Source organism: Blautia sp. HCP3S3_B11, assembly GCF_052064435.1.
Classification (GTDB): domain Bacteria; phylum Bacillota; class Clostridia; order Lachnospirales; family Lachnospiraceae; genus Blautia_A.
Genome location: NZ_JBQHVP010000013.1, coordinates 74,147 through 86,404, shown reverse-complemented (window position 1 = coordinate 86,404; position 12,258 = coordinate 74,147). Strand labels below are relative to the sequence as shown.

Below are 12,258 nucleotides of genomic sequence, written 5' to 3'. Positions count from 1 at the left end.
GATTCCTATAATCCCAGAGGCCCGATTTGTGTTCAGACAAATTCCCTGCTTTAACAGCTAGGGAGAGTCAATCGGCTATTCGCAATCCGCTTTCGCTACTTGCTCATAGCCGAATAACTGCTCCGCAGTTTATCGGAGGGGTACAACCCCCTCCTGATACAAGCAAGTCCCTACTCACTGCTTATTGCTCTCCGCAATTGAAGCAGGGGGCTTACTTGATGTGGTTAAATAAAAACAATACATAAAATGTTTTGTTACAATTTCATTTTACAATTCATATTCAGAAAGGATAAGCTATCAAAAGCATAGCAGGTACTAATTTTATGAAAACATTACAGGATTACATTGACAAATTAAACAGCTTAAACTTCAAAGAAATGTACAACAACGATTTCTTCTGGACATGGGATAAAACAGATGATGAACTGGAAGCTGTATTCACAGTTGCTGATGCTCTTCGTTTCATGAGAGAAAATAATATTTCCACAAAAGTATTCGAAAGCGGTCTTGGAATCTCTATCTTCCGTGATAACTCCACACGTACACGTTTCTCTTTTGCATCCGCATGTAACCTTCTTGGTCTGGAAGTGCAGGATCTGGATGAAAAGAAATCTCAGATTGCTCATGGCGAAACAGTTCGTGAAACAGCAAATATGGTTTCTTTCATGGCTGATGTAATCGGTATTCGTGATGATATGTATATCGGTAAAGGACATGCATATCAGAAAGAATTCATGGATGCTGTAACAGAAGGAAATAAAGATGGTATCCTTGAGCAGAGACCTACTCTTGTAAACCTTCAGTGTGATGTTGACCATCCAACACAGTGTATGGCAGATATGCTTCACATCATCCATGAATTTGGTGGTGTTGAAAATCTGAAAGGCAAAAAAATTGCTATGTCCTGGGCTTATTCTCCATCCTATGGCAAACCGCTCTCCGTTCCACAGGGTGTGATTGGTCTGATGACACGTTTCGGTATGGATGTTGTACTTGCTCATCCGGAAGGATATGATGTAATGCCGGAAGTAGAAGAAATTGCTAAGAAAAACGCTGAAGCTACAGGCGGTTCCTTCACAAAAACAAACAATATGGCTGAAGCTTTCAAAGATGCTGATATTGTTTATCCTAAGAGCTGGGCTCCATTTGCAGCTATGGAAAAACGTACAAACCTTTATGCAGAAGGTGATTTTGACGGAATTGACAAATTAGAGAAAGAACTTCTTGCTCAGAATGCACAGCACAAAGACTGGGCTTGCACTGAGGAACTCATGAAAACAACGAAAGATGGAAAAGCCCTCTATCTGCACTGCCTGCCAGCTGATATCACAGGCGTAAGCTGTGAAACAGGTGAAGTTGATGCTTCTGTATTCGACCGTTACAGAATCCCGTTATACAAAGAAGCAAGCTTCAAACCATACATCATCGCTGCTATGATCATGCTTTCCAAATTTGAAAATCCACAGGATATCCTCAAAAAACTTGAAGTTAAGGCAGCTCCGAGAATTCTGAAATAAACTGTCTTTCAGAATATTAATCTCGAAATCTTAATTATACACAAACAGAATTTATTGTTCATACAGACAGTAATCAGGCAGTCAGCGTGATTACTCAAACGCATTCATTACTATATTGTATAGCAGGCAGGGCTGTCGCAGAAAGCAGACAATGTTTATTGCGGCGGCCCTCTTTGCCCTTAATCAGGAGGTTTTTACAAATGTTTACACGAAAAAGAATTGTTATCGCTCTTGGCGGAAACGCTCTGGGAAATACTCTCCCGGAACAGATGGTAGCTGTAAAAACTACTGCAAAAGCATTATGTGATCTGATTGAAGAAGGTCATCAGGTTGTTGTTGTCCATGGAAACGGACCTCAGGTTGGTATGATTAACAATGCAATGTCGGCTCTTTCCAGAGAAGACGAAAATCAGCCAAATACTCCTCTCTCCGTCTGTGTTGCCATGAGCCAGGCTTATATCGGCTATGATTTACAGAATGCATTAAGAGAGGAGCTTCGTATCCGCGGCTTTGTTCGCACACCTGTTGTAACAGTTGTCACTCAGGTTCGCGTTGATCCGAATGATCCTGCATTCGAAAATCCGTCCAAGCCGATCGGCAAATTCCTTACTAAAGAAGAAGCTGAGTATCAGACTAAAGCTTATGGGCATATCATGAAAGAAGATGCCGGACGTGGTTACCGTCGTGTTGTTGCCTCTCCGAAGCCTGTTGAAATTGTTGAACAGGATGCAATCAATAGTCTTGTCGACGCAAATAAAATCGTTATCTGCTGCGGAGGCGGCGGAATTCCTGTTGTTCTTAACGGACATCATCTCAAAGGTGCATCTGCTGTTATTGATAAGGATTTTGCAAGCTGTCTTCTGGCTAAAGAACTGGATGCAGATATGCTTATCATTCTTACAGCAGTAGAAAAAGTTGCTGTAAACTTTGGCAAAGAAAACGAAAAATGGCTAGATGATCTGACGGTAGAAGATGCTAAGAAATACATTAGCGAAGGTCAGTTTGCCCCAGGTTCCATGCTTCCTAAAGTTCAGGCTGCTGTTGATTTTGCAAGTTCCAAGGATGGAAGAACTGCCATGATTACCTTACTGGAAAAAGCAAAAGACGGCATTCAGGGAAAGACCGGAACCAAAATCCATCTTTAATTCATTTTACAGATACTACGGCATCTGTTATACAAGTGAATACTCTCACAAAAAAAGTTCTGACGCTCAAAAGCACCAGAACTTTTTTATTACATTAGTCAATCGGATATTCGCAATCCGCTTTCGCTACACGGCTCTACACCAAATAACTGCTCCACAGTTTGGTTCGGTTAAAATAAAGAATGAAATGTAATCTTTATTTTATTTTCGGTGTTATATCACGATAGTCTATATCTTCTAACTCTCTGACATCTTCTACTTCACAAATCTGCGTATCTTCGAGATGTTTCATGATTATTTTCTTCCCACCCTTATCCCCCTCCAGCGCAAGTAATTCATTAAAGTATTTTTTTCTGAAAATGCATGGATTCCCTAACTTCCCCTGACAGGAAACGGAGGCAATTCCTCTCTTACTGTTCAAAAATACTTCTATCAATCTACGGATTGTCTCTTTACTAAGCCATGGCTGGTCAGAGACTGTAAATAGTACTGCATCTGCATCCAGATTGGCATTCAGTCCAATTTGAATAGTTGAAGAAATTCCCTTCTCCGGATGATGGTTATAGAGAACCTGAATTTGATTTTCTATGGCTATCTCTGCGATCGTTTCATATTGTGTGACTACAGTAATACTACACGTAATATTTTTTGAGCACTCTCTATTTAGCTCAATGTCAGCTTCATCCTCAACAGGATTTCCTTCTTTATTTTGTTTCAAAATGTTTTTCATTTCATTTTCCACTTCCATAAGCAAATCCAGAATATGCCTGTACATAGGCATTCCGTCTACTTCATACAGAAGCTTATTTCCACCAAAACGGCGGCTGTTTCCAGCCGCCAGCATAATCATTGCAATTTTCAAAGTAATTTTATTCCTCCCATAGGCTTCCATATGCTGCTATGGTATGTTTTTTTCCCAGTTCCTTTACGATATGCTCCGCAGATGTTTTCTCTGTAAGAACATCTGATTTATTCAGATAAACTCTGTAAATCCGCTCTTCCACGTCTTTAAACAATCCACAGATAGAAGTTGCTATCTTTACAAGATCATTCTCTGTGATCGGAGCTTCCAGACCTTTTTTGAGAAATTCTGATGTTCGTTCCATTCGATATGCGCTCTGACTGATGGACTGTCCCAAACAATCCAGTCCGATCACACTGATCACAATATCCGCGCAGGCAGGTATTACAGGCTCCCATGTCTCAGGAACCTTTACCGGATGATGTTTCGCACCATCAGCTTCCACAAGCATCACATCACATAAATCTTTCAGTTCCTCCAGCTTTTTCTCTGAAAGCGCTGCATATTTACCTGTTTCTTCCTCATATTCAGCTGCAATAACATATCCTTCTCTATCCAACATTTCTTTTACTCTGGTAGCATCTCCTCCCCTCACAAAGGGAAGTTCTGATTCCCCTGCCATATGTGTGGTTGTCGTAATGATTACTCGTTTGTCTCTGTCAAGCAATTCATCAGTAAGGCGATAGATCAGGCTCGTCTTGCCTCCACCGCCTACGACAGCAATTACAGGGTATCTCTCATAATCAATCTGCAGTAATTCCAGAAAATCGACCTGGTGCTTCATATGGCATCACTCCTTCTGAAAGCAGAATTTCCAGCACGCTGCCTGCAATACAGCGAGCCTTGTCGGAAATCGTAAAACAATTTTTCTTTTGCTCCTTACGCGGATCAATATCTGCAATCTTCATTCCTTTCGGCACTGTAAATCCATCACGTATAATACCACGCAACACACCTGTAAGAGAAGCTCTGACAGGCACGTCCCCGATCCACGCAAGTATCTGGTCTTTTTCTACGATATCTGCAATTTTTGAGATACAGTGAATCTCACCAGCTGCCGGTGCATGAATCACTCGCTCTTTGCCAAAGCCAGCGATCACACCCGGGACTCCTGTGTTCGGGAGTGCTGCTCCCCTGGAAATAACTCTGGCAAGATTATGTCCACGCATAGTCTCAATCACGTAGTCTACATCTTCTCCCGCCATAAATCCCGGTCCAAGAGCAATCGTCAGATCTGCCATATTTTTGGTTGTTCCAAGATTTCTTTTGGCAAGAATCGCATCTACTAATGCAGCCGGTCTGTATTTCTGAAAAATTTCTCCCTCTGTATCAACCATAAGAGGTATCTCTCCCGCATTCCAGACAGCATCACATTCCTGAATACTGTTTATCTTCCTGCAAAGAACCCCTTCCACTGAAAACTGTCCATCATAAACTGCCTCACAAAACGAAACCATTCGTCTGATTGCGGTCGGTTTCTCGCATTCCAGCACGAGCAGACGGTATCCGCTACGATACAATCTGTGAATTGTACCACTGGCAAGATCGCCTCCTCCTCTTATGATTACAACATTTTCCAATCCATCTCCGGCATTTCTGGCATTAGTATTTATCATCTTACTGTCTTTCCTCTTCTTGTCTCATTTTCATCCATTACTTTTTCTACTGCATTTACTATATTTTCATATCCTGTACAACGGCACAGATTTCCCGCCATATGCTTTCTTATCGCTTCTCTCGACAATTTCTCGCCACGTTCCAGCAAAACAGTCGCAGACATAATAAATCCCGGTGTGCAGAATCCACATTGTACTGCACCCTCTTCGATAAAGGCTTCCTGAATTCTGGTAAGTTCTCCATTCTTCTCCAGACCTTCCAGTGTACGAATGTTTTTGCCCTCTGCCCATACTGCCAGATAAATACAGGAATCTATGGTTTCTCCATCTATGATTACTGTACAGGCTCCGCATTCTCCTACCTCACAACCTTTTTTCACAGAGGTAAGTCCAAGACGGTTGCGGAGCATATCAAGTAACGACTCCCTTACATCGACATATTCTTCTACTTCTCTTCCGTTTACTATACACCGTACAAGCTGCATCTGCTTTTTCATACGCTGTCACCTCCTGCAAGTTCAATAGTACGTCTCAATGCCCGCGCTGCGATTTCTCCTCCAATCTGCAGGCGGAATGCCTTAGATGCTCTCCAGGAATCTCGTGGATTGATTTCTTCCCGAACCAGCTCAGCTGTTTTCTCATACAGATCTTCTGCGATCTTCATTCCCTTTAATGCTTCTTCTGCCCTTACACAGCGGTATGGAACCGGAGCTGCAACTCCAAAAGTAATACGCACATCTTCAATCACACCACCTGACAGATTCACTTTGCTGACTACACTACAGCTGATAGTTGCGATATCCATGGCATTTCTCATAGAATACTTGATATAGTGCCCACGATAACCCTGATATTCTTTTGCAGGAATGATCACATAAGTCAATACTTCTCCCTGTCTCAGATCTACTTTACCAGGTCCCAGATAAAAGTCTTTCACCGGAACAAGACGGCCTCCTTTGCCATCTTCAAGACGCAACAGAGCATTCAGGGAAAATACCGTTGGTGCACTGTCAGCACTTACTGCACCATTACAGATATTTCCACCGATCGTGCCAATATTTCTCACCTGTGGTCCGCCAACCTGATCCACAGCTTCCCCAAGTACCGGAATATATTTCTTTATGATCTCATCGTTCGTAATATGTGAAAACACAGTTCCTGCTCCAATATAAATATCGCCATTATCTGCCATTTTCACGCCCTTTATCTCTTCAATTCCATGAATACTCACCAGAGAAGTTCCCGCAAATTTTCCTTCTCTGATTTTAATGAGAACATCACTTCCTCCGGATATCACTTTTGTCTCCGGATGCTCATTCAACAGTCTGACCGCCTCTTCTACGCTTTCAGCCTGATAATACTTCTCAATATCGTACATAAAATCCCCTCCCCTCTAAATAAGTCCGGCTTTCTTAAAGCCATCGATCAATCTCTGTGGTGTCAGAGGATTTTCGTTAAAGGCAACACCCGTCGCATGAAGAACCGCATTGCGGATTGCAGGTGCCCCCGGGATTGCCGGCGGTTCACCCAGTGCTTTATTTCCAAATGGTCCGATCGGATCATCCAGCTCCACAAAATCGGCTTTGATATCAGGTGTATCCATCATTGTCATCAGCTTATAGTCTAATAATGTTCCATTCAAAGGTCTGCCTGTCTTCTCATCCAGGATCAGCTGTTCAGAAAGACCATATCCCATTCCCATAGACATACCGCCATGAACCTGCATCTCGGCAAGCTTTGGATTAAGCAGCTTCCCACTGTCATGAACATTAATAATATGGAGAATCTTAATTTTGCCAAGTTCAATATCTACTTCCACTTCTGCAAAACAGCAGCCTGTAGCAATCGTATTCTTCTTTACCTGTTCAGATACCTCTGCTGTAAGTACAGATGAATTACTCAGACTATAATAACTCTCAAGTGCAAGATTAGCAAGAGACATTGCATAATCTTCACCAGCCATGATCCAACCATGGTCCAGACTTAATTCTCTTGTCTCTTCCGGCATCAGTTTCTTCGCATAATCAAGAATTTTCTTCTTCATAAGATTTGCACAATCCTTCACCACCGTTCCTGTAACAAACGACTGGCGTGATGCATAAGCACCTGTATCAAATGGTGTCACATCTGTATCCTGTACACTCTGGATATGAATATCACTGATATCCATATTTAAAACTTCCGCTGTCATCTGAGAAAATACAGTGTCTGCACCTTGCCCGATTTCTGTTGCTCCTAACATCAGGCCTACACTTCCGTCCTGATTCAGAGTCATTCTCGCGCCTGCGATTTCCAGAGAGATCGGCCATACACCGGTTTTGTAGGAAAACAGAGACATTCCCACGCCTCTTCGGATCTTTCCTGTCTGATTTGCATATTCTTTTCGTTTTTCATCCCAGTGAATATATTCTGCGCCTTTTTTCAGACACTCGAAAATACCATTAGTATTCGCTGCGATCGGCTTCAGATACGCATCTTCATAATACCCCTTAATCAGGTTCTTCTTTCTGAATTCCAGTGGATCCATTCTGATTTCTTTTGCAATATCATCCATAAAGCACTCAATTGCAAAGCATACCTGTGGAATACCATATCCTCGCATAGCTCCACCTACCGGTGTGTTGGTATAGACAGTATAGGCCTCTCCTTTAATGTTTTGACATGCATACTGCAGTCTCCATGCAGTCAAGCCATTTGCTACTATGGCATGTCCATGAGAAGCGTACGCTCCCTGATTTGAGATTGCAAGCATATCCTTTGCAAGAAGATGTCCCTCATTATCTACTCCGGCCGTCAGGTCATATTCTATAGAATGGCGGGTTCTCGTATTACAGAAAGTTTCCTCTCTTGTCACATCAAGCTTGACTGGTCTGCCACCAACCTGAGTAGTAAGAAATGCATTCAGAGGCTCATAAAGCACATCCTGTTTATTTCCGAATCCACCACCTATGTAGGGCTTGATCACTCTGATTTTTCCCCATGGGATTCCCAATGCCTGGCCAATGACACGACGTACAATATGAGGAATCTGTGTGGAACTTACTACTACGATTCTGCCATTCTCCATATAGGCATAGGAAATCGGATTTTCAATATGACAATGTTGTACGATTGGTGTCTTATAGGTTCGTTTCACTACTGTTGCAGATTCTTTTAATCCTTTTTCTACATCCCCGATAAAATAGTTGGAACGGACAAGTACATTATCCTTCTTGTCCAGATGAATCGGCGGATTACTGCCATACATAGATTTACGCGGATGAATCTCTACCGGATATTCTTCGTACTCTACTTCAATTAATCTCAATGCCCTCTGGGCCGTTACCTCATCTTCAGCTACTACCGCAGCGATATCATCCCCATAATAACGAACTCTTCCGGTAAGGATATTACGATCTGCAATATCCTGATGAGCCAATTCTACCGACCAGGGATGTCCTGGTGTAGGATAACAATGATTCGGTACGTCCTTAAAAGTAACTACTTTTACTACGCCGTCCAGAGCCTCAGCTTTACTTGTATCGATTGATTTCACGATACCATTTCCGATCTTTGCATGATAGACCTTTGCCACCAGACAATTAGCAGGAGCTATATCATCCGTAAATTTCGCACGTCCTGTAACTTTGTCGTAGGCATCTACTCTTGGAACACTCTTTCCAATCATGTTTTCACCTTCTCTATATTTTATTTTTGTTTACTGATACGCAGGAAAGGATTCTGTCCGGATATAGAAAAAGCCGGACTCACCTAAGGTATTCTTTTGTTCCCCTCAGGACTGATGTCCGGCTCCGAACCATGCTACTTTCCTTCCGCCTGTTTTCAGACATCAGGCGAACTTATTTTTTAATTTCCATATTTATTACCTATTTTATTGTATAAGTATAACACATTTATCTGTTTATTGGCAATCTTTTGTTCAATATTTCTTAGTGGATTTTCGTGAACAGTTACGTAAAAATACCTCTTAAATCATGAATTACATGGCGCGAACATTTCACTGTACACATACCACAGCTTAAACATACAGACTCGTCAATCACCGCACAGTTGTCAGACACCTTAATCGCGCCTGCTGTACATGTTTTCTCACAGATTCCACATCCGATACAGCTGACTTCGCACTGTTTCTTTGCCTCTGCGCCTTTTTTCTTATTGGAGCATTTTACCACAATATAATTTGCACATTCATGAATGTGGATCACGCCCTGCGGGCAGACCTTTGTGCAAGCCCCACAGGCAATACACTTTTCTTCATCTACTTCTGCCACACCATATTCATTGATAGAAATCGCTCCGAATTTACATTTATTTACGCAAGCTTCACATCCAATACAGCCGTCCTTACATCCTGTCTCGCCTTCTGATGCCCTGCATCCGCCATTACATGCCACAACTGCCGAACGATATGGAAACTTCTTCTTTACTGCCATACTCAGCACTTCCTTTCATATGGCGTTCCAGTCAGAGGAAGACTGTATCGTCTCTCACCATCCCGCCTGAAATATGCGTCTGCAATCGCAGGTGCCGTCGGAATCGAAGTGATCTCGCCAATTCCAATAGCTCCGCATGCTATATTTAATCCCGGTTTATCAATAACAATTGCATCGATTTTCGGAATCTCATGAGAACGAAACAGCCCAAGAGAACCATATTTCTCGATAGGTTTACAGTTCTCATCAATCGGATAATGTTCTCGCAGAGCAAATCCTATGGACATAACTACGCCACCCTCGATCTGACCCTCGCATGACAAAGGATTAACCGCTTTGCCTACATCATGGGCAGCAATCATCTCCTCGATTTTTCCTGTTTTCTTATCCAGAATACATACTTGTGTCGCATAACCATATGCAACATGAGAAACAGGATTGGGTACATTTGCACCAAGTGGATCTGTCTTTGCGAGATATTCGGCATAATAAACCTTTCCGATCACATCATCAATTGTTTTTCCTGCATTGCGTTCCTCCATAATCTTATCACAGGCCCTGCGACATGCTTCTCCCGTTACCAGAGTCTGTCTGGAACCAGAGGTTGTGCCCGAGTCAGGTGAAAACCAGGTATTACTTCTCTCATAAACAATATCCTCGTGTTTCAGATCAGTGTTGGTAACTACCATCTGAGTCAGAACTGTGCCAAGTCCCTGACCAATACAGGAAGCTCCCGAATAGATATGAAGTTTTCTGTCTTCTTCAAATACAAGCTTCACACGTCCTGTATCAGGAATTCCAACGCCAACACCGGCATTTTTCATAGCACATCCGATTCCGACTGGTTTTCCAGCCTCAAGTGCGGCATTATATTTCTCTTTTACAGCTTCCAGAGTTTCTACCAGACCTGTGGAATTATCCACAATCTGTCCATTCGGAAGTGTCTCGCCCGGCCGGATCGCATTGCGGTAGCGAATCTCCCATGGAGTAATTCCCACCTTATCGGCCATCATGTTCAACAGTGTTTCTGTCGCAAAACAAGTCTGAGTCACGCCAAATCCACGAAATGCTCCTGCAGGCGGATTGTTTGTATAATATGCTGTTCCTTCAATCTCAAAATTCTCATAATGATACGGACCTGCCGCATGTGTGCACGCTCGCTCCAGTACCGGACCGCCAAGAGAAGCAAACGCACCTGTATCTGATGCTACTTTCGCCTTTACCCCCATAATATTGCCATTCTCATCGCAGCCCATCGTCATATCCATATAAAATGGATGACGTTTTGGATGTACCAGAAGAGATTCAGCTCTCGTAAGTTTCATCTTAACTGGTTTCTTAGTTACATAAGTCAGAAGCGCCGCCAGATGCTGGACTGTCATATCTTCTTTTCCGCCAAAACCTCCGCCGACAAGTGCATTCTGCACTTTTACTTTATCTGTTCCGAGCAGCAGAGAACATTCATGTAAAGTCTGATGCGCAGACTGATCTGCAGAATATATGAAAATATCTCCGTCCTCATCATAAAAAGCCACAGCGCACTCTGGCTCCAGAAATGCATGCTCTGTCCAGGGAGTTTCAAAATGATGACTGATCACATATTTGGAATTACGGATTGCCTCATCTGCATTTCCTCTGCTGATATGCTTATGTGCACAAATGTTATTTTCCTCTTCATCAAATACTTTTGGCGCACCTTCTGCCGCCGCTTCTTCAATCGTATGAACATGCGGCAGTACCTCATATTTGACTTTGATCAGCTTCTTCGCTTTCTCTGCCGTTTCCCTGTCCTTTGCAGCTACAACAGCGATCGCATCACCCAGATAATGAGTTAAGCCTCCTACAGGAATCAAAGTATACTGATCATGCTTCAAATGTCCGATCTTATTTTCTCCCGGAATATCCTTTGCTGTTACAACTGCTTCTACTCCGGAAAGTGCCTCAGCTGCTGTCGTATCAATTTCAAGTACACGGGCACGCGGGTATTTACTTCTCAGTGCTTCCCCATACAGCATTCCATCAAGGTAAAAGTCATCCGGATATTTGCCAGTTCCAAGTACTTTCTCTTCCACATCAATTCTGGACACACGATGACCAAGATTCCAGTTGTCATCCATATCATCCGGAATCACACCTTCACTTAAAACCTTCGCGGCCAGCCGCACTGCATCCATGATCTTTACATATCCTGTACAACGGCAATAATTATTGCGCAATGCATATTTGATTTCATCATCTGTCGGTTGTTTATTTACGTCCAGAAGAGCCTTCGTACACATCACCATGCCAGGAATGCAAAAACCACACTGGACTGCTCCCGCCTTTCCATAGGCATATGTATAAACTTCTTTTTCCCATTCAGTCAGACCTTCTACTGTAATTATCGTTCTGCCATCCAGCATGTCTGTATCTGGAACACATGCCTTACAGGTCTTCCCGTCAATAATAACTGTACAGGCTCCGCAAGCACCCTCGCTGCATCCGTCTTTCACAGATGTAAGGTGAAGTTCATCCCGCAAAAAACGCAGCAGTTTCTGATTTCTGATCGTTTCGACCTTCTGTCCATTGACTGTAAATACTGCCATATTGGACTCTCCTTTCTTTCTTGCACGTCTGCCTTTTGGACATTCAGTTGAACTCTTTTAGGAGTTTTTCTCTGTCTGCCTGTGATACCGCATATACACCCCTGATATGCGGCCGCGTTCAGCCTGATATGCACACTGTCCACAGTCTTTGGTACTGTGG

Annotated in this window: 10 protein-coding genes; 2 read left to right on the top strand and 8 right to left on the bottom strand. The window is 42.8% G+C overall.

The window, feature by feature from the left end:
* Positions 1–323 precede the first annotated feature (323 nt).
* Both ygeW and arcC read left to right on the top strand, forming a co-directional pair.
* Positions 324–1,517 (top strand): knotted carbamoyltransferase YgeW, encoded by a 1,194-nt coding sequence (gene ygeW / locus ACTNC0_RS11725; RefSeq protein WP_117674634.1) that lies wholly within the window; start codon positions 324–326, stop codon positions 1,515–1,517.
* Between the two features lie 200 nt (positions 1,518–1,717).
* Positions 1,718–2,662: a carbamate kinase gene (gene arcC, locus ACTNC0_RS11720; RefSeq protein ID WP_441087515.1), complete on the top strand. Its 945-nt coding sequence runs from the start codon at positions 1,718–1,720 to the stop codon at positions 2,660–2,662.
* Between the two features lie 196 nt (positions 2,663–2,858).
* Here arcC and ACTNC0_RS11715 read toward each other — a convergent pair whose 3' ends face one another.
* The 8 genes from ACTNC0_RS11715 to xdh form a co-directional block, all read right to left on the bottom strand.
* Positions 2,859–3,524 carry a nucleotidyltransferase family protein gene (locus tag ACTNC0_RS11715; RefSeq protein ID WP_441087514.1) on the bottom strand — a complete coding sequence of 222 codons (666 nt, stop codon included), beginning with the start codon at positions 3,522–3,524 and terminating at the stop codon, positions 2,859–2,861.
* 7 nt (positions 3,525–3,531) lie between these two features.
* Positions 3,532–4,248, bottom strand: coding sequence for a selenium cofactor biosynthesis protein YqeC (yqeC, locus tag ACTNC0_RS11710; protein ID WP_441087512.1), 717 nt, complete (start codon positions 4,246–4,248; stop codon positions 3,532–3,534).
* Complete coding sequence (gene yqeB / locus ACTNC0_RS11705; RefSeq protein WP_441087511.1) at positions 4,208–5,080, bottom strand: selenium-dependent molybdenum cofactor biosynthesis protein YqeB; 873 nt, start codon at positions 5,078–5,080, stop codon at positions 4,208–4,210. Before yqeB ends, yqeC begins: the two co-directional genes overlap by 41 nt.
* Positions 5,077–5,577, bottom strand: coding sequence for a xanthine dehydrogenase subunit XdhC (gene xdhC, locus ACTNC0_RS11700; RefSeq protein WP_117674639.1), 501 nt, complete (start codon positions 5,575–5,577; stop codon positions 5,077–5,079). Before xdhC ends, yqeB begins: the two co-directional genes overlap by 4 nt.
* Positions 5,574–6,458, bottom strand: coding sequence for a xanthine dehydrogenase subunit XdhB (gene xdhB / locus ACTNC0_RS11695; protein WP_441087510.1), 885 nt, complete (start codon positions 6,456–6,458; stop codon positions 5,574–5,576). The genes xdhC and xdhB overlap by 4 nt, the downstream gene beginning before the upstream one ends.
* A 15-nt stretch (positions 6,459–6,473) precedes the next feature.
* Entirely contained in the window at positions 6,474–8,747 is a 2,274-nt protein-coding gene (gene xdhA, locus ACTNC0_RS11690; protein WP_441087509.1) for a xanthine dehydrogenase subunit XdhA, read from the bottom strand.
* Positions 8,748–9,030: 283 nt separating this feature from the next.
* The gene (locus tag ACTNC0_RS11685) at positions 9,031–9,513 is read right to left on the bottom strand and encodes a 4Fe-4S binding protein (RefSeq protein ID WP_441087508.1); all 483 of its coding nucleotides are present in this window, start codon (positions 9,511–9,513) and stop codon (positions 9,031–9,033) included.
* Between the two features lie 2 nt (positions 9,514–9,515).
* Positions 9,516–12,098, bottom strand: coding sequence for a selenium-dependent xanthine dehydrogenase (gene xdh / locus ACTNC0_RS11680; protein WP_441087507.1), 2,583 nt, complete (start codon positions 12,096–12,098; stop codon positions 9,516–9,518).
* Positions 12,099–12,258: the final 160 nt, after the last annotated feature.

Bases quoted from the DNA above. Each gene is read 5' to 3' on its own strand.
- ygeW (WP_117674634.1), top strand. From the start codon at position 324: ATGAAAACATTACAGGATTACATTGACAAATTAAACAGCTTAAACTTC.
- arcC (WP_441087515.1), top strand. From the start codon at position 1,718: ATGTTTACACGAAAAAGAATTGTTATCGCTCTTGGCGGAAACGCTCTG.
- yqeC (WP_441087512.1), bottom strand. From the start codon at position 4,248: ATGAAGCACCAGGTCGATTTTCTGGAATTACTGCAGATTGATTATGAG.
- yqeB (WP_441087511.1), bottom strand. From the start codon at position 5,080: ATGATAAATACTAATGCCAGAAATGCCGGAGATGGATTGGAAAATGTT.
- xdhC (WP_117674639.1), bottom strand. From the start codon at position 5,577: ATGAAAAAGCAGATGCAGCTTGTACGGTGTATAGTAAACGGAAGAGAA.
- xdhB (WP_441087510.1), bottom strand. From the start codon at position 6,458: ATGTACGATATTGAGAAGTATTATCAGGCTGAAAGCGTAGAAGAGGCG.
- xdhA (WP_441087509.1), bottom strand. From the start codon at position 8,747: ATGATTGGAAAGAGTGTTCCAAGAGTAGATGCCTACGACAAAGTTACA.
- ACTNC0_RS11685 (WP_441087508.1), bottom strand. From the start codon at position 9,513: ATGGCAGTAAAGAAGAAGTTTCCATATCGTTCGGCAGTTGTGGCATGT.
- xdh (WP_441087507.1), bottom strand. From the start codon at position 12,098: ATGGCAGTATTTACAGTCAATGGACAGAAGGTCGAAACGATCAGAAAT.